This is a genomic window from Bacteroidota bacterium, from assembly GCA_016721765.1.
Taxonomy (GTDB): Bacteria; Bacteroidota; Bacteroidia; order UBA4408; family UBA4408; genus UBA4408.
The window spans coordinates 984,990-1,005,347 of sequence record JADKHO010000002.1; the positions used below are offsets into that span (position 1 = coordinate 984,990).

General features: G+C 38.3%; 11 protein-coding genes. 8 read left to right on the forward strand and 3 right to left on the reverse strand.

Features of this window, described 5'->3' with window-relative positions:
* Positions 1–4 precede the first annotated feature (4 nt).
* Positions 5–424, reverse strand: coding sequence for a clan AA aspartic protease (locus tag IPP32_12435; GenBank protein MBL0048890.1), 420 nt, complete (start codon positions 422–424; stop codon positions 5–7).
* 151 nt (positions 425–575) lie between these two features.
* On the opposite strand from IPP32_12435, the gene carB reads away from it, so the two are divergent.
* From carB to IPP32_12460, 5 genes are all read left to right on the forward strand, one after another.
* Entirely contained in the window at positions 576–3,416 is a 2,841-nt protein-coding gene (gene carB / locus IPP32_12440; protein ID MBL0048891.1) for a carbamoyl-phosphate synthase large subunit, read from the forward strand.
* Positions 3,417–3,434: 18 nt separating this feature from the next.
* Positions 3,435–3,986, forward strand: coding sequence for a GNAT family N-acetyltransferase (locus IPP32_12445; GenBank protein MBL0048892.1), 552 nt, complete (start codon positions 3,435–3,437; stop codon positions 3,984–3,986).
* Between the two features lie 30 nt (positions 3,987–4,016).
* Positions 4,017–4,244, forward strand: coding sequence for a DUF4834 family protein (locus IPP32_12450; GenBank protein MBL0048893.1), 228 nt, complete (start codon positions 4,017–4,019; stop codon positions 4,242–4,244).
* A gap of 42 nt (positions 4,245–4,286) precedes the next feature.
* The gene (locus IPP32_12455) at positions 4,287–6,728 is read left to right on the forward strand and encodes a hypothetical protein (GenBank protein MBL0048894.1); all 2,442 of its coding nucleotides are present in this window, start codon (positions 4,287–4,289) and stop codon (positions 6,726–6,728) included.
* Positions 6,729–6,814: 86 nt separating this feature from the next.
* A complete protein-coding gene (locus IPP32_12460) occupies positions 6,815–8,110 on the forward strand; it encodes a glycosyltransferase (protein MBL0048895.1) in 1,296 nt (431 codons plus the stop codon).
* Between the two features lie 17 nt (positions 8,111–8,127).
* Here the strand turns inward: IPP32_12460 and IPP32_12465 are convergent, their stop codons facing one another.
* Together IPP32_12465 and dnaB are read right to left on the reverse strand one after the other, a co-directional pair.
* Positions 8,128–9,393, reverse strand: coding sequence for an asparagine synthetase B (locus tag IPP32_12465; GenBank protein MBL0048896.1), 1,266 nt, complete (start codon positions 9,391–9,393; stop codon positions 8,128–8,130).
* A gap of 44 nt (positions 9,394–9,437) precedes the next feature.
* Positions 9,438–10,976: a replicative DNA helicase gene (gene dnaB, locus IPP32_12470; protein ID MBL0048897.1), complete on the reverse strand. Its 1,539-nt coding sequence runs from the start codon at positions 10,974–10,976 to the stop codon at positions 9,438–9,440.
* Between the two features lie 238 nt (positions 10,977–11,214).
* Between dnaB and IPP32_12475 the strand changes: the two genes are divergently transcribed.
* The 3 genes from IPP32_12475 to IPP32_12485 all read left to right on the forward strand — a co-directional run bounded on the left by IPP32_12475 (position 11,215) and on the right by IPP32_12485 (position 20,334).
* The gene (locus tag IPP32_12475; GenBank protein ID MBL0048898.1) at positions 11,215–13,875 is read left to right on the forward strand and encodes a T9SS type A sorting domain-containing protein; all 2,661 of its coding nucleotides are present in this window, start codon (positions 11,215–11,217) and stop codon (positions 13,873–13,875) included.
* Positions 13,876–14,039: 164 nt separating this feature from the next.
* Positions 14,040–16,682, forward strand: coding sequence for a T9SS type A sorting domain-containing protein (locus IPP32_12480; protein MBL0048899.1), 2,643 nt, complete (start codon positions 14,040–14,042; stop codon positions 16,680–16,682).
* 61 nt (positions 16,683–16,743) lie between these two features.
* Entirely contained in the window at positions 16,744–20,334 is a 3,591-nt protein-coding gene (locus tag IPP32_12485; GenBank protein ID MBL0048900.1) for a T9SS type A sorting domain-containing protein, read from the forward strand.
* The last annotated feature ends 24 nt before the right edge of the window (positions 20,335–20,358 follow it).

Sequence of the window (20,358 nt, forward strand, 5' to 3'; positions counted from 1 at the left end):
CACCTTACTTTAGTTTCATTTGTGCAAAATAAGGATGTTCAGGATTTACTAGCAGTTCCTGACGAAGAGGATGAATTACAACATCTAAATCTTCCAATGGAATTGCCCCCAATAAAGGCTCATTGTTACCTGAAAGGACAAGTGCATTGCACACGGTTCTTCGATTTTTGAATTTTACAACCACAGGCCCAACAACGTCAAATTCTTCGATATTTCCATTCGCCATTTGAGCCTTTCGTTTTTCAATGTAAGGCAAGTTTAATTGTGCTTGGATGCTTTCATTAATACAAAGATTATATGCACCGGTATCTACTAACATTTTAACATTCAAACGTTTTACCTCCTCCTCTCCAATTATGCTGCGACGCACTAAGCCCAAATCATCAGAATTAATCAATTCAATATCAGCGTAAATAATTCCCATTTTTTCTTCTACTAACTTTTTCTTCTACAAATTTAAAAAAATTGCTGATAATTTGTTTATAAAAACTCTTCAAAACAGTGTCTCAAAAAGACTCAAAAAGGGGATAAATGTTACCTTTGCGCACCAGTAAAAACACTTATCCTTCCAATCCATGCCATTAGATAAATCCATTAAATCAGTATTAATCATCGGAAGCGGACCCATTGTTATTGGACAAGCTTGTGAATTTGATTACAGCGGGTCACAGTCGGCTCGTTCGCTTAAGGAGGAAGGTATTGAAGTGAGTTTAATCAACTCCAATCCGGCTACCATCATGACCGATAAGGTGACAGCCGACCATGTGTACTTGCTTCCGCTTACTACGCAAAGCATTGTTAAAATATTGCAAGAGCGTAAAATTGATGCTGTACTTCCAACTATGGGCGGGCAAACTGCGCTAAACCTCTGCATTAAAGCAGATGAAATGGGCATTTGGAAAAAATACGGTGTAAAGTTGATTGGGGTGGATATTGCTGCAATAGAGATTACGGAAAATCGTGAGAAATTCCGCCAATTGATGATTGATATTGGAATTGGCGTTGCACCTTCCGAAACGGCTAACTCTTTTTTGGAAGGGAAAGAGATTGCTCAGCGCATTGGCTTTCCATTAGTTATAAGACCTTCCTACACCTTGGGTGGTACTGGAGCTTCATTTGTGCACACCCGCGAAGAATTTGACGAATTATTGAATCGCGGATTACACGCCTCTCCTATTCACGAAGTGCTTATTGATAAAGCCGTTTTGGGTTGGAAAGAATACGAGTTAGAATTGTTGCGCGATAACAATGATAATGTTACCATCATTTGCAGCATCGAAAATTTTGATCCCATGGGAATCCATACCGGCGATTCCATTACAGTTGCGCCTGCCATGACCTTAAGCGACACTACATTTCAGCGTTTGCGCACTATGGCCATAAAAATGATGCGCAGCATTGGAAATTTTGCCGGTGGTTGTAATGTTCAATTTGCGGTGAGCCCGGACGAAAAGGAAGAAATTATTGCCATCGAAATTAACCCACGTGTTTCACGTTCATCAGCCTTAGCAAGCAAAGCAACCGGTTATCCCATTGCCCGCATTGCTTCCAAATTGGCTATTGGGTATAATTTAGACGAACTTAAAAATCCAATTACTGGGAATACCTCCGCATTTTTTGAACCTACCTTAGATTATGTTATCGTGAAAATTCCGCGTTGGAATTTTGATAAATTTAAAGGAGCTAATCGTGAACTCGGCTTGCAAATGAAATCGGTGGGTGAGGTAATGGCCATTGGGCGTACCTTTCAGGAAGCATTGCAAAAAGCGTGTCAAAGTTTGGAGATTAAACGTAATGGTTTGGGAGCCGATGGAAGAGAACTTCGCAATCAGGATGAGTTGTTAACCAGCTTAGCAAAACCCAGTTGGAACAGGCTTTTCCATATTTATGATGCACTTAAATTAGGCATCTCTTTTAAGACCATTCAAAAATTAACTTTGATAGACCCTTGGTTTCTCAATCAAATTGAAGAATTGGTGAATCTCGAAAAAGAGATTACGTCTTATACACTCGCCGATATTCCGGCAGAAGTAATTTTTATTGCCAAGCAAAAAGGGTATGCGGATCGTCAAATTGCCCACTTACTGCGTTGCTTGGAGAGTGAGGTGTACAAGAAACGAAACGATTTAAACATTAAACGTGTTTACAAATTAGTGGATACTTGTGCCGGCGAATTTACAGCGCAAACACCTTATTACTATTCCACTTTCGAAAATCCGCCTTTGCAAGGTGAGGTGCTAACGAACGAATCGATAGCCAGCAAAAAGAAAAAAGTTATAGTGTTGGGTTCAGGCCCAAATCGCATTGGACAGGGAATTGAATTTGATTACAGCTGTGTGCACGGAATTTTGGCAGCGAAGGAATGCGGGTATGAAACCATCATGATAAATTGCAATCCAGAAACAGTTTCTACGGATTTTAGCACAGCGGATAAATTGTATTTCGAGCCGGTTTTTTGGGAACATATTTACGATATAATTCTGCACGAAAAACCCGATGGCGTGATTGTTCAACTTGGTGGACAAACGGCATTAAAGTTGGCAGAGAAATTAAATCGATACGGAATTAAAATTTTGGGAACAACCTATCATGCGCTCGATTTAGCTGAAGACCGAGGAAGTTTTTCGACATTGCTGAAAGAGAACAATATTCCCTATCCTAAGTTTGGAGTGATTGAAGATGCAGAGCAGTCGATAGAACTGGCAAGGGAGCTTGGCTTTCCGCTGTTGGTGCGACCCTCGTATGTGTTGGGCGGACAAGGCATGAAAATCGTGATAAACGAGCAAGAGTTGGAAACACACGTGGTGAATATTTTAAAAGATATTCCCGAGAACAAAGTATTGTTGGATCATTTTTTAGAGCGTGCCTTGGAGGCTGAGGCCGATGCTATTTGCGACGGTGAGGATGTTTACATTATTGGTATTATGGAACACATTGAGCCGGCCGGGATACATTCGGGCGATTCGTATGCGGTGCTTCCACCTTTTGATTTGAGTGAAGGAGTGATTAAACAGATTGAAGAATACACCAAAAAAATAGCCATTGCCTTAAAAACGGTGGGCTTAATTAATATACAATTTGCCATAAAAAATGAAGTGGTGTATGTGATTGAAGCCAATCCACGTGCATCTCGTACGGTACCCTTTATTGCAAAAGCATATGATGAACCTTATGTAAATTACGCCACAAAAATAATGTTGGGCGAAAAAAAGGTGAAGGATTTTAAATTTAATCCGCGCAAGCAAGGTTATGCCATTAAAATTCCGGTTTTTAGTTTTGAAAAATTTCCGGAAGTAAATAAAGAGTTGGGACCTGAAATGAAATCCACAGGTGAATCCATTTATTTTATTGAGGATTTAACGGATGAATATTTTCACCAGATTTATTCTGAACGAAATCTTTATTTGAGTCGCTAATTAAAAGAGTTTTAAAAAATGAAAGATTTAGCATTTCCGGAATTGCACACCGAGCGACTTATCCTGAGGCAAGTTTCAGAAAGCGATGTGGCCGAAATATTTTTTTTGCGATCAGATGAAAGGCAATTAAAATACCTGGATAAAAAACCCGCAACGAGCACAGAGGAAGCCCTTACATGGATTCGTATGATTGAAGATTTGCAGCAGAAGGAAGAGGGATATATGTGGGCTATTTGTTTGAAAAATAATCCCAAACTTATTGGTACATTTTGCTTTTGGAACATTCAAAAAGAGAATTTTCGAGCCGAAATTGGTTATTCACTTCATCCCGATTTTCAAGGAAAAGGAATTATGGACGAAACCATAAAAGCGGCACTGGATTTTGGTTTTAAGCAGCTCAAGTTTCATTCGGTGGAAGCCAATGTGAATCCGGCCAACGAAAAATCTATTCAGCTCCTACAACGAAATAATTTTGTAAAAGAGGCACATTTTAAAGAAAACTATTATTTTGATGGAAAATTTATTGATTCGGCTATCTACTCCTTACTCGCATCGGTGCATTTAAAATAATAAATTTGTAGTCATTTAATTCTTCAACAAATGCAAGATTTTTTGCTCACCCTTGTGGTAGTTTATGTGCTCTTCCGCATTTTTGGTAGGAGTTCAACTGCACCAAAATCAACAGTCCATTTTACACAAAACAATTTTAATGCTTCCGAAAAAAAGCCGGATGGTAAAGTAAGTGTTGATTATATTCCTGAAAACAAATCCACAAAAACTAAAACCAACGAATCAGGTGATTATGTTGATTATGAAGAAGTGCAATAAGTTTTTCTATTTTTACCCTTTACTAAAAAATCAATTTAACGTATGACATTCAATTTTAAAAAATTAATTCCGCATGCTGTTGCCATTGTGGGGTTTATACTTGTTACGCTAGTTTTCTTTAGCCCACTGCTCGAAGGCAAAAAACTAAAGCAATCGGATGTGAGCAATTTTAAAGGCATGTCGAAAGAAATTTCCGATTATCGTGCCGCTCATCCCGGGGAAGAACCCTTGTGGACCAACTCTATGTTTAGTGGGATGCCGGCCTATCAAATTTCGGTTTTGTATCCTTCTAACCTCGTAAAAAGTGTTACCAAATTGCTTTCTTTTGGTACACCACACCCTTCTTCTATAATTTTATTGTGCTTTCTTGGTTTTTATTTTTTGCTGATTGTTCTAGGCGCAAGTCCTTTATTGGCGGGCGTAGGAGCAATTGCATTTGGGCTCTCTTCTTACTTTTTGATTTTGATTGAAGCAGGTCACAATCCTAAGGGATACGCCATTGCATATATGGCGCCTGTAGTTGCAGGTATTTTGCTTACCTATCGTGGTAAATTACTGTTGGGTGCGGCTGTTACGGCTTTCATGCTTTCGCTTGAATTATCTGCAAACCACTTACAAATTACCTATTATTTAATGCTGTGTATTGGTATTTTAGTTTTAGTTGAATTGGTGGATGCAGTAAAAAATAAGACACTTCCTACATTTTTTAAAGCCTCAGCCTTGTTGCTTGTAGCAGCACTTTTGGCTGTAGGACCCAACTTAACCAACCTTTGGGTAACAGCCGATTACGGAAAATACACTACACGTGGTACATCCGATTTAACGCACGATAAGGACAACAAAACTTCGGGACTCGATAAAGATTATGCAACTGCTTGGAGTTACGGTCAGGGTGAAAGCTTTTCGCTGATGATTCCAAATTTTAATGGAGGCGCTTCTGGTGCTATTGGGGATAATAAAAGTGCTTTAAAAAATGTAGATCCTGAATTCAAACAATACATCGCCAATGTGGATTCCTATTTTGGAAATCAACCTTTTACTTCGGGGCCGGTGTATGCGGGAGCATTGGTTTGTTTTCTTTTTGTGTTGGGATTATTTATTGTAAAAAGCAATATGCGTTGGTGGTTGCTTGCGGCTACTTTGTTTTCGATCATGTTGGGATGGGGTAAAAATTTTATGCCTTTAACCGAATTTTTCCTCGATCATTTTCCGGGCTATAATAAATTTCGTGCGGTATCGATGATACTTGTAATTGCAGAGTTTACCATCCCGCTTTTGGCAATATTGGCTGTGATGGAAGTTATTGCCAATCCTAGCATCTTAAAAGAAAAACGCAAACAGTTTTACATTGCCTTTGGACTTACTGGAGGTTTGTGTTTTGTTTTTTATTTGATGCCCGATATGTTTATGGATTTCTTTAAAGTAGGCGAATACAATGACATTAGTTCACAACTTAAAAAGAGTCAACTTAGTCCTGACCAAGTGAATCTATTTTTAGCCGGTGTGGAAGAAGCGCGCAGAAGTATTTTTAATGCGGATGCATTGCGCAGTTTCTTTTTTATTTTACTAGGTGCAGGTTTGATGTTCTTTTATTCCATTAAAAGTTTCAATAAAAATATCTTAATTGGAGCACTCGGATTTTTGATCTTGATAGATATGTGGGTGGTGGATAAACGCTACATGAACAAAGATAATTTTGTAACGAAAAGTTTGGTGGATGAGCCTTTTGAAATGACTCAAGCTAATCTTCAAATATTGGAAGATAAAGATCCCAACTTTAGGGTTTACAATACTACGGTTAGCACGTTTAATGATGCAAGCACTTCTTATTACCACAAATCAATTGGAGGATACCATGGTGCGAAGTTGAAGCGTTATCAGGAATTAATAGAAATGCAAATCAGCAAAAACAATATGGAAGTATTGAACATGTTGAATACTAAATATTTTATTGTAGCTGACGAACAAAAGCAGCCTATCGCCCAGCGAAACCCTGTTGCTTGCGGAAATGCATGGTTTGTGCCGAGTTATAAAATAGTAGCTAATCCGGATTCTGAAATTGCCGGCTTGAGTAAGTTGAAACCGAAAGAATTTATTTTGGTAGACAAAAAATATGAATCACAATTAAGCGGATTTACACCCAATTTTGACTCTGCTGCGGTTATAAAACTCAGTTCATACTTACCCAATTATTTGACCTATCAATCAAAAGCAGCAAGTGAACAATTGGCAGTGTTTTCTGAAATTTATTATCCGGATGGATGGAATGCGTATATTGATGGAAAGCTTAGTCCTTATTTTGGATGCAATTACGTTTTGCGTGCCATGCGCATTCCGGCAGGAGAGCATAAAATAGAATTTAAGTTTGAACCTAAAACTTATGCGACCGGCGAGAAAATAGCCTTGGCAAGTTCTATTTTACTTTACCTTGTATTAGCCGGTGCTTTATTTCAAGAACTCCGTTCAAAAAAATCGGAAGCCTAAAATTCTGCTGAGAAAATCTCAGTTAGTACGAAAGCTTAAGTCGTTTTGAGACTTGAGTTTGGATTTCAATGGATTGAACGAAACACATGAACAAAAAAATATTAATCATTACTTATTATTGGCCACCCAGCGGTGGTGCAGGTGTGCAGCGTTGGTTGAAATATTCGCGCTATTTGCTCAACAGTGGAATTTTACCAATTGTTGTTACTGTTGATGCTCAAAAAGCAGCCTATCCGGTAATTGACAATTCACTGCTGTATGAGATTCCCAAGGAAGTAAAAGTGCATTCCACCGATACTTTTGAACCTTTTGAAATTTACCGCATTTTATCGCGCAAGAAGCAAATACCCTTTGCCGGCTTTGCAAATGAAGGAAAGCTAACGCTATTTAAACGTACGGTGCGTTTTATCAGAGGTAACTTTTTTATCCCTGACGCGCGAAAAGGATGGAATAAATATGCTTTTGAAAAATGCTGCGAATTAATTGAAAAAGAAAATATCGACACTATTTTGGTTACCAGCCCGCCACAATCATCCCAATTAATTGGCCTGCAACTAAAGAAAAAATACCAACTAAAATGGATTGCGGATATACGTGACCCTTGGACAGATATTTACTACTACGATAAATTATTACACACCAAACGCTCAAAGAAAAAGGATTTGCGTTATGAACGGGAAGTGCTTGAAAATGCGGATAAAGTAATTGTAGTAAGCAATTCGATAAAAAAAATGTTTGCTGCTAAATCGGATAAAATTGCGTCCGAAAAAATTCATGTAATGCCGAATGGTTTTGATGAAAACGATTTTAAAGTGAGTGCGCCGGAATCCAATAATGAATTTATCATTACCTACACCGGAACTATCACAGGCGATTATAAAATTGAATCCTTTTTAAAAGCTTTCAAAATTTTGATTGAAAAAAACCGTGACACTAAATTTAAATTACGCTTTGTGGGCAGTGTTTCGGGCGAAATAAAAAATTTACTGGAGCGCATTTTAAAATTTAACTCCGAAATTATTCCGCATGTGGCGCATGCCGAATCGGTAAAGTACCTGCTCTCCTCTACCCTGCTATTACTGGCCATTCCGGATGTGAAAGACAATGAAGGAATTTTAACCGGAAAATTATTTGAGTATTTAGCCTCTCAAAAACCTATAATTTGTTTGGGCCCTGTTCACGGTGAAGCTGCACAAATTATAAGCGATTGCGTGGCCGGAAAAAGTTTTCAGTACGATGCCGAAAGTGAAATACATGCTGCTCTAGAGCATTCTTTCAAGAATTGGAAAAATGGAATTTTGCTTCGCGAAAAATCAGATTCTTATAAAAAATATTCCCGACAAATACAGGCAAAAGAAATTGCAGAGATTATAATCAACTAAAGCGCAACAAGCATTTCTCAGGTTTTTTGCTTTTTCTTTTTCGCAGCTGGAAATAAAATATTATTCAGGATTAATCGGTATCCCGGAGAATTGGGATGCAGGTTTAAATCGGTTGGAGGATCGCCCACAAAATGCTGATAATCTTCGGGATCATGCCCACCGTAAAAAGTCCAAGTTCCTTTTCCAAATTCACCATGAATGTAACGCGCTTCGTTTAGTGATTTATTATCGCCCATTACCAGCACATTCGACTTGATTATGTTTTTATTAAAAGCAGTGGTTTGACCCATGTATCCTTTAATAATTTTTTCGTGGTCTTGGCAAAGCATGGTTGGCACGGGATCCCATTTAGCAGAGAATTCGAATAGGGCAAAATAATCCTGATTCTCGGGAATTTTGCGAGGCTGTGGAATATCAATATTCGAGAATTCATATTCTAATGGATTGGTGCTTAAAGTGAAATCCTTAAAAGCAAAACTTTTCGAATAATCCAGTTTTGAAGTATAGCTTGGAGTAGTGCCGTCTCCATCAAACATATTTTCACAAATGTCGATGCCTTCGGCGCTTAAAGCAATATCGTATGAATCGGTTGCTGAGCACATGGCAAATAAAAACCCGCCTCCGGCAGTAAAGTCTCTAATTTTTTGAGCTACCGCTAATTTTTCTTGCGATACTTTTTTAAATCCCAACTTAGCAGCTAAAGCTTCAGAAGCACGGACATCTTCTTGGTACCAAGGAGCCATTCGATAGCTCGCATAAAACTTTCCATATTGCCCGGTAAAATCTTCGTGATGCAAATGCAACCAATCGTAGAGCGGCAATTTACCCGCAATAATTTCTTCATCGTAAATTACATCGTAGGGAATTTCGGCATACGTGAGTACCAGTGTTACAGCATCGTCCCACGGCATTTTAGTTTTAGGAGAATACACTGCCACTTTTGGTGCTTTCTCTAATTTCACGACGTCCATGTTCACTTCCGGATTGGCAATTTCTTCCACTATATTCGCATACTGCCCATCTCCTATTATTTCAAAACTTACCCCGCGAATGGTGCATTCGGTTTCGATTTGTTTAACGTTTCGAATGGCAAAACTACCTCCTCTATAATTGAGCAACCAAAATACTTCTACATCATTTTTTAAAGTCCAATACGCAATTCCATAAGCCTTTAAATGGTTCTTTTGGCTATTGTCCATGGGGAGTAACAGGTAAGAAGCTTGGGCGGAAATTGAAGTAAAGAAGAGAAATATTAGTACTTTAATTCGCATTTTGTAGTTCATGGGTAATTTTAATGTTTCTCACGGATTTCACGGATTTACACAGATTAGAAGGGGGCGGCGTCTGTGTCATCGTCATCTCTATTCATTTTGGAGGAAAAAGTGATGGACGGCGCGGAATCACCAAAATCTGCTGAAGGAGGTAAAGGTGATAAGGAATCAAAGTTACCTGTTTCCAAATCCACAAATTTTGCCAATTGGCTGATGAATCGTAAGCGAACATCTTTTAAAGCACCGTTTCTATGCTTCGCAATAATTAACTCGGCCACACCGGTTAAGGAACTTCCATTGTCTTTATCCTCAGTAATTCCATAATATTCGGGTCGGTAAATAAACATTACCATATCCGCATCCTGTTCGATAGCACCGGACTCACGTAAATCGGAAAGTTGCGGACGCTTATCACCCCCGCGGGTTTCAACCGCACGACTTAGTTGAGAAAGAGCAATAATTGGTACATCCAATTCTTTGGCAATACTTTTTAAAGAGCGGGAAATATTTGAAATTTCTTGTTCTCTATTTCCTTTTCCTTCACCTCCGGCAGTCATCAATTGCAAGTAATCGATAATGATGAGTTGCACATCGTGCTGGGCTTTTAACCTACGGCACTTTGCACGTAACTCGAAAATGGATAAGGCAGGAGTATCATCAATAAATATAGGAGCCTCAGCAAGTTTTGTAATTTGCGTATTCAGTTGTTGCCACTCGTGATCCTGCAAATTTCCTTTCTTTAATTTTTCTGCACTTAGTTCTGTTTCACCAGCTATCAAACGATTTACCAACTGAATGGAAGACATCTCTAAGGAAAAAACAGCTACCGGTTTTTGAAAATCGACAGCAGTATTTCTTGCCAAACTCAATACGAACGCGGTTTTACCCATACCCGGACGAGCAGCTAAAATAATTAAATCGGACTTTTGCCAACCGGAAGTAACTCTATCCAGTTCAGTGAATCCGCTTTGTACACCACTGATACCATCTTTTTGATTTCGGGCAATTTCGATTTGCTTGATGGCTTGTCCGATAAGGGTACTCATGCTGTCGTAATTCTTGCGGATATTGCTTTCGGCTATGGCAAACAAATTACTTTCGGCTTTATCGAGCAAATCAAATACATCGGTCGAATCCTCGTAAGCATCTTTAATGGTATCCGCAGAAATGCGAATTAATTCACGCTGAATGTGTTTTTGCGAAACGATACGCGCGTGGTACTCCACATTGGCAGCTGATGCAATACGATTGGTGAGTTGGGTAATAAAGTATGGTCCTCCAACGATGTCTAATTCTCCCGCCTTTTTTAGTTCGTTTGTAACGGTTAATATATCAACCGGTTCCGTTTTTTGAAAGAGGTTGACAATGGCTGCAAATATTTTTTGATGCGATTCTTTGTAAAAGCTTTCCGGCTTTAAAATATCAATAACTGCATTGAGCGCATTCTTTTCGAGCATCAGCGCCCCTAACACAGCTTCTTCTAACTCAACAGCTTGAGGCGGAAGCTTACCATGTTCGAAAACAGATGGAGAGTGAATATTTTTTCGCACCCGCTTATTCAGTGCGTCTTTTACTTGATTTTGTATTGAATCCATTTTTCAAAAGTAAAAAATGCAATGCGATTTTGTGGCATAGACAAGGGTTAAAAATTATTAACAAAACTTAGAATGGTGGAGCATTGCAGGTTAGCTTGATTTATATGAAGGAAAAGAGCAATTTTGAATGATTAGCGGACGAATGCAACCTATTACAACACAAAACCGTTAATAAGTTCGATTAGGCATTTCCACCAAAATTAATTAGTTTCGTTTCTTACAGTTTAACCTATAAATAATGAAAAAAGTTCTACTCTTACTTTTTGTCCTTGTTAACTGTTTTTTATCGGTTCATGCTAATTGGGTGCAAACAAACGGGCCGGTTGGAGGAACTATAAATTGTTTGATTACTATAAATGGTATAGTATATGCCGGAACTACAAATGGTGTTTTTGGGTCGAACAATTCGGGTGCAAGTTGGAATTCCTTGAATACAGGACTCAACAAACATAATGATCCTACTATTGTTTATTCCATTGTAAATATTGCTGCCAATATTTTTATTGGAACTAGTGAAGGTGTTTATTTATCGAGCAATCAGGGAAATAGTTGGATAGCTATGAATGGTGCAGCAAACAGCAGCCTACCTAATGCATCTCAAGTTTATACCTTGGCAGTTGTTGGCTCCGATTTATTCGCAGGCTTAAGCATAAACGGAATATACCGTTCAAGCAACAATGGATTTTCTTGGACAGCTGCCAATAATGGTATCCCAACTAACTATGCAGTTAAATCAATTGTTGCAAATGGAAGTTATTTATTTGCCGGTTCTTATGGTGGTGGAATATTGAGGTCAAATAATAATGGCAGTCAGTGGTTACCTGTTCCGTATACAGGGGTAGCAAATTCTGACATAATATGCATGGCTGTAGTTGGAAATTTCTTATTTGCTTCACTCGAATCAAGTATAGGGTTGCTCAAATCGGGAAATAATGGTGCCTCTTTTGTAATTTCTTCTAGTGGACTAGGGACTAACACTCCAAGGGTGAATACTTTTTTGGTTAATGGAACTGATATATATATTGGTACACTTGACAATAACGTTTACAAGTCAACAAATAATGGAAATTCGTGGATAGGATTTTCCACTATTATGCCTATTTCCGGTTATTATAATGGAATTTTAGCATTGGCTATTTCGGGAAGTAATATTTTAGCTGGAACAAATGGAAAAGGAGTTTATTTATCAAGCAATAATGGAATTAATTGGATCGCTTCCAATATTAATCTATTCAACACTGAGGTTCAGGCATTGGTGAAAGTTGGATCCGTTTTATTGGCAGGGACCAAAAAAATGGGAATTTTCAAATCGAGCGACGATGGAAATAATTGGTTTAGATCCAGCAGTGGAATTATTAATGAAGATATCAAGGCATTAAAAGCAATTGGTCCTGTTATTTATGCCTGTGTAAATTTAGCTGGAATTTACAAAACTATTGACACAGGTGGGATATGGACAGCGGCCAGTTTCGGAATCCCAAATTCCGAATTTTATTGTTTTGCTAATGATTCAACGAATTTGTATACAGGAACTTCTAACGGATTTTTCATATCTGCTAATGGTGGTGCCAACTGGAACTTTGCAAATAATGGGTTACCTAATTTTACAAGAGTAAACACAATAGCAATTTCCGGTAATGATATTTACATAGGAACCGGTGCTGGCATTTACAAATCAACTAATCAAGCCGCGAGTTGGACCTTAGTTTGTTGGACACCAAATGCAGTAACCCAGATTGCAATTAGTGGAATCAATATTTATGCTGGTCTAACTGCAGGAGGCATTTTATTGAGCACCAATAATGGTGGGGCATGGTCAAGCATAAATACCGGCTTATCAAGCAATTTTGTGCCATTGTCACTCTCAAGCAAAGATGCAAATGTATTTGTAGGATGCTATGATGGAATGTTTAGAACAAGTATTGGAAATACTAAATGGATCCCATTCAGCGCAGGTTTTAACCTTGGTACAAATGTAACTTCCCTGGCATCTGATAGTAATTTTATTTTCGCTGGCACTGAAAGCGGGGTTTGGAAAAATAATTTAGATTTATGTACTGAAATATGTATAGTTACTGTGGATGATGCTTCACAGCATAATTTGATAGTTTGGGAAAAAGCGCTCGTAACCAACATTGATAGCTTCAGAATTTTCAGGGAAGATATAACGGGTGTTGATTCTTACTTGGCCTCGGTTGGGTTTAACGATTTAAGCCAATACACTGATACTGAAAATGCGGCGAATCCCAATTTCTTGAACAGTCATTACAAGCTTCAAGAAAAACGAAGTGATGGATCACTGAGCGGTAAGAGTATTTTTCATAATTCCATATTTCTTCAAAACAACGACAGTTTATTTTATTGGAATTCTTATGAAGTCGAAGGTCAAAGATTGGATTATCCTATTATACAATACAAACTTATGTGCGATTACAATGGAAGCGGTGTATGGACTGTAATAAGTATACAACCCGCTAATGGAAATAATGGGACGGTGGTGGTACCCGCTTATTCCTTATATCCCAATGCGCGTTACCGTTTGATTGCAGATATGGGGTCACTGGCTTGTGCACCAACTATGCCAGCAGCACCTTTAATAAATTATTCTCAAAGTAATATTATTAGCAGAGTTAATGGAATTCAAGAGAGTTCGGAAATAGATTCTAAAATAAGTTTACAACCCAATCCTGCCAATGACAACATTACTATAAACTTTTCAATAAATGTGAGTAGTATTTGCATTTTTGATAACCTTGGGAGATTAATTATTCAAAAAAATATTGATTCATCTTCAGTTAAATCAATAACAATTGACATAAGCGGTTTAAAAGATGGAATCTACACTGTTTTATGCAGTAGCAAAAATTTTGATGTACGTAAAAAACTAATTGTCGGATAAAAAATGACGGTAATAATTTGTGATTTGTTAATCAAAATGAGGTAGAATATTTTATGGTTTTCTTAAAGTCAAAGCAAAATAAAAAAATTAATACTTCTGATTTCTTCCAATTTAAAATCAATTCGTAATATTTAATTTCGTTTCTCACAATTAAACTATAAATAATGAAAAAAACTTTACTCGTGCTTCTTGTTCTTACTAACTTTTTTTTATCGGCGCAAGCTAATTGGACACAAACAAATGGACCTGCCGGTGGAAAAATTAATTGCTTGCTTACAGTTAGCGGAACCGTTTATGCCGGCACTCCCAATGGCGTATTTGTTTCGGCAAATTCGGGTGCTAGTTGGACAGTTAAAAACAACGGTCTTAATGCAAATTATAATCACACTACAGTATATTCCATAGCAGCAATTGGTACTACCATTTTTATAGGAACCGGCGAAGGTGTGTATTCCTCTACAAATCAAGGTAACACTTGGGTGGATGCGAATGGTGGGATTGGAAATTCATTGCCCAGTTTTCCTGAGATTTATTCGCTGGTAGCTAAGGGGACTGATTTATTTGCGGGATTATTTACAGGTGGGGTGTATAAAACAAGTGATAATGGAGCAACTTGGACGCAAGTAAATACAGGCTTTCCAATTAACAAAGCAGTTTATTCAATGGTTGTGATGGGCAGTAATTTATTTGCCGGTACTTATGGAGGTGGTATCTTAATTTCTTCAAATAATGGGAGTACTTGGTCGGCGGTTCCGGATGCTTCGATGGCGAATACATTTATTAAATGTTTAGGTGTAAATGGGACCACTTTGTATGCCTCGGAAGTTGGAACGAGCGGTTTATTAAAATCCACCAACAATGGTACAACTTTTACGAGTTCCAATAATGGTTTTGGCATGGGTTCTTATGTGCGCTCTTTTGTGGTGAGTGGTTCGGATATTATTGTAGGGACGGTTTCAGATGGAATTTATAAATCGAGCAACAACGGTACTTCTTGGACGGTAAGTACCACAGGATTAATTTCTTCTCAGATATGTGGCATTTATGCATTGACCATTTCGGGCAGTACTATTTTGGCCGGCAGCGAAGGTTGTGGCATATTCAAATCAACCAACAATGCAACAAGTTGGTCAGAATCTAATTCCAATTTATTTAATACAACCATAAACGCTATAGCAATGGTTGGGAGTACATTATTTGCCGGTATTGAAGGGGTTGGGATATTTAAATCAACTGACGATGGTGTTACATGGACCAATAGTACTGTGGGCTTACCTGTATATAATGTTCACACCATTGAGGCGATAGGCTCTGCTATTTTTGCAGGTTATGATATCGGCGTTTACAAATCGTTAAACAATGGGGTAAGTTGGACCCCTGTCGAAAATGGATTGGGCGGCGCCGGTGTTTATTGTTTGGCCAATGATGCCACTTATTTATATGCCGGAACCAATGATGGAGTTTACCTTACTAATAATGGCGGATCCAGTTGGACGCAATCGAGTACCGGTTTATCATCTTTAGCCACATATGACATTGCCATATCAGGGAGCAGTATTTATGTAGCTATGGATGATGGCATTTACAAATCAACCAACAGTGCAGGAACATGGACACAGGTGTATCAAAGTTTTATACCGGTAACGGATATAGTAATTAATGGAACAAATGTTTATGCAGCTTTATCATATGGTGGAGCTTTATTGAGCACAAATAATGGAGTGTCCTGGGCGCCCATAAATACAGGTTTCCCGAGTATTAATTTGGTTTACTCCCTTACCAGTGTAAGTTCTAATATTTTTGCAGGAACCAATGACGGGGTATTCCGCACCAGTAATGGAGGAACCAGTTGGACTGGCTACAGCGCAGGATTTCCACCGGGAACTTTCGTAAATTCATTGGCAACAGGTCCAGCTTCCATTTATGCAGGAACCGACTATGGGGTTTGGAAAAACACGCTCGAATTGTCAACCCAAATTTGTATTGTAACAGTAGACGATATTTCTCAACACAATGTAATCGTGTGGGAAAAAGCACCTGTAACGAATATCGATAGTTTTAGAGTTTACAGAGAAGATGTAACAGGATTTTACAAATATCTTGCATCTATAGGATTTAACGAGTTGAGCCAATACACCGATACTGATAATACAGCCAATCCTAATTTTGTGAACCGCCGCTATAAACTTCAAGAGAAACGTACAGATGGTTCTTTAAGTCCTATGAGCGCGTATCACAATACTATTTTACTTCAAAATAACGATAGTAATTTTACTTGGAATCCATACCAAATTGAAGGGCAAACAAACGGTTTTCCGGTAATTCAAAATAAGTTGATGCGGGATGATAACTCCAGCGGAGTGTGGCACATGATACAATCCACCGCCGGAAGCAATGGAGCTATTGTTGCTTCTGATTATTCACTATTTCCGAATGCGCGCTATCGGCTTGATGGAGATTTAGGGCCATTGACGTGTACACCTACCATGCGGACTGCTGCCGGAATAAATAATACACGAAGTAATATTAAAAATAAAGCAATTGGGATACGCGAAGTTTCGTCGTTTGATGCTAAGATTTCACTTCAGCCTAATCCTGCAAAGGATCAAGTTTTTGTGAATTACGCCATCGAAGTGCAAAGCATTAAAGTGTTGGATTATTTAGGACGTTTTGTATATGAGCTCAAAGTTGACAATGCTAAAGCAGGTAGCAGCCAATTAAACATCAGTGATTTACAAGCCGGACTCTACACCATTATTTGTAAAGGAAAAGGTTTTGAGGTAAGGAAGAAATTGGTGGTGGAATGAAAAGAAAAAGTAATGAAATTAATTTATTAGGGAAAATATCAAGAACTTAAAACTTTTTAACATGAAAAATTCTTCATCTAATATTTTCGGAAAGTTAAAATTCATTTTTATTAGTGTACTTCTCTTCGTTATGATGTTTGCCAATGCGCAAGTAAGCAGAAGAAGCTATCTGAATAATACCCCACATCGTGGAAATTTTCAACGTATGTCAGCAGGGTTAAAATTCACCTTAGAAATAAGAAACGGAAAATTGTGGTCATGGGGCAGCAATGCATATGGACAATTAGGTGATGGAACAACCGATTCGACTGATTCACCTAAACAAATTGGAACGGATAGCAGCTGGGTAACAATAGCAGCTGGTGACTATCACAGTTTGGGTATTAAAGCAGACGGCAGTCTTTGGGCTTGGGGCTTAAATTCTTCCGGGCAACTGGGAGATGGCTCGTTCTTAAACAAAATTGTTCCTCAACAAATTGGAAGTGATAATTCCTGGATTTGTGTTTCTGCTGGTGGAAAGCATAGCCTCGCCTTGAAAGCTGATGGCAGCTTATGGGCATGGGGAGACAATACTTCGGGTCAATTAGGCAATGGAAGTAATGTGAATGAAAATCTTCCACAACGTATAGGACTGGATAATAATTGGATTCTTATAGAAGCAAGCACTTCAAGTTCGTTTGCCTTAAAAACCAACGGAAGATTATGGAGTTGGGGATTGGGTGTAAATGGAAATCTTGGTTATTTTTCTTTTGGACAAAACACTCCAGTAGAAATTACATCTGATAGTAATTGGGTGAGTGTGTCAGCAAGTTATAGCCATACACTTGGATTAAAATCAGATGGTAGCCTATGGGCATGGGGCAATAATGGGGATGGACAATTGGGAAATGGCTCTTCAGCAAGCCCAATATCGCCAATAAAAATTGGCAATGATAATAATTGGATATGTATTCAGGCTAATGGTGATTATTCAGGACATTCGATTGCTTTAAAATCTAACGGTACCCTTTGGGGATGGGGAGATAACGGATTAGGGCAACTTGGCTTAGGCAATCAGATTAGCAGAAATATTCCCACACAAATTGGGACGGATAACAAGTGGGTAAGTATAAATGCAGGCGGGTATCACACACTTGCTTCAAAATCAGATGGAACATTGTGGGCTTGGGGTTATAATTTCTCAGGACAAATTGGAAATAATACTTCTTTCACAATTGAAAAAACACCCTTATCAATTACCACTCAGAATAAATGGTTGATGACTGCCGCTTATGGAGATCAAAGCTTTGGCCTTCGAACAAATGGTACTTTGTGGTCGTGGGGGCAAAATAATTATGGGCAATTAGGAATTGGAACAACTGTTAACCGAATAAGTCCACTTCAAATTGGAATTTCTAATAAATGGGTAAGTGTTGCCTCAGGTGGATATCATACTTTGGGAATAATGTCAGATGGAACACTTTGGGCATGGGGATTAAATAGTAATGGCCAGCTTGGCAATGGGACTAACACAGATACGCTTAGCCCAAAGCAGGTTGGAATTGAACATAATTGGGTGAGCATTTCAGCAGGTGAAAATCATTCTCTTGCATTAAAATCAGATGGAACTTTATGGGCTTGGGGTGCGAATAATTATGGGCAATTGGGTGATAATTCTCAAACAGACAGATTAATACCAGTAAAGATTGGAACTGATAGTAACTGGGTGTCCATAAAAGCGGGAGAATTTCATTCGCTGGGCTTAAAATCAAACGGTACAATATGGGCCTGGGGAAGCGGAGGTCAAGGTCAATTGGGTAATGGAATGACTGGTGTTACATCGCTTTATCCTATTCAGATTGGTTCAGCTAACAGTTGGGTAAACATTGCAGCCGGAAGCGGTTTCACACTTGCATTAAAATCTGAAGGAACCATTTGGGCCTGCGGATCAAACAATGTTGGGCAATTAGGGGATAGTACAGTGCCTAATTTACAAGCTAATTTAGTTCAAATCGGAACAGCAAATAATTGGTTAAATATTAGCAGTGGGTATTTAAACGTGCTCGCATCACAAGCAAACGGAACACTATGGGGTTGGGGATTTAATCCGTATGGTCAATTAGGGACGGGAACAACGGTAAATGTGAAAAATGTAAAAAGAATTACATCCATTCAAAACTGTATAGCTTCATCTCCCGGCTACAGGCATAGCCTAATTTTAAAAGCAGATCGAAATCTTTTTTGTGCATCGGGATTAAACGTTAACGGCCAATTAGGGAATTGCACTTCTACAAATGCTATTAATTTTGTTTGCAGCAATAGCCCAAACGCAATAGTCATTAATACCCAACCAACAAATAAATCAGTTTGTTTAGGCGGAACTACCTCCTTTAATGTAAGCGCAAATAATTCAGCACAATACCAATGGAGAGCTAATGGCGTGAACCTAAGTAACTCGGGGGGGTATAGTGGAGTTACAACTGCTACCTTAACCATAACAGGCGCAACTATGGGAATGACGGGTAAAAAATATACTTGTCTTTTAGGAAGTAATTGTACCTTATTCGCGTCATCAGATACTGTTATGTTAACAATTAACCCTCTGCCCAATCTCACAGTTACAGCATACCCTGATTCATGCAAAAGCAATGGTGCGGCTAGTGCAATTGTCACATCCGGCACACCACCTTATACTTACACCTGGTCAACTGGTGCAAGTACCAGTTTAATAACAGGATTACTACCCAATACTTATTCCATCACGATTAATGATTCAAAAAATTGCTCCGCTGCAGGTAGTGCCATAGTAGGTAATACAGTTGCAGCTCCTGTGCCTATTTGTTTAGCAACAGTTGATTCCTTATCCAAGCACAATGTTATAGTTTGGGAAAAACCGGTTACTACATTTATTGATAGTTTTAGAATTTATAGAGAAGATTTAACTAATGTATATTCATATGTAGCATCAGTCGATTATAACCAATTGAGCCAATATACCGACACAGCAGCATCTGTTGATCCGATACTAAACTCTAGACGTTACAGGATGGCAATCGTTGACAATTGCGGTCAAGTAAGTGCTTTGAGTAAATGGCATAATACTATTTTACTTCAGGATCAGCAAAATGGTAATTTTAATTGGAATTTTTATGAGGTAGAAAATCAAACAAGTTCATTAGTAAATCAATATATTTTGCAACGATATGATAGTACTAGCTCTTCTTGGATTCCAATTAACAATACTCCAGGAACTCAAAATTCAATGGTAGCACCAAATTACTTTACACATCAATATTCTTTGTACCGGGTATTAAGTGATTTAGGAAGTTACGGTTGTACGCCTACTGCTCGCGTTGCCACTGGAATAAACAATACAAGAAGCAATATAAAAAATAAAATAGCGCCGAACTCAATTCCAGAAAATAGCGTTTTTGAAAACCAAATTATACTGCTGCCAAATCCTGCGAAAGACTTGGTTAAAATAAAAAGTAGTTTGGCTTTAGAAAGTATTTTATTGATGGATAACCTTGGAAGAATTGTGCTTCAAAAAAACATGGAAAGTGACTATTCAAAAGAAGTAAATCTTAGCATAACCACGCTTAAATCTGGTTTATATTATGTTGTCTGTAAAGGGAAAAATTTTGAAATGAGAAAAAAGCTTCTTGTGAACTAATTCTCGTAATCAATAAACTAAATT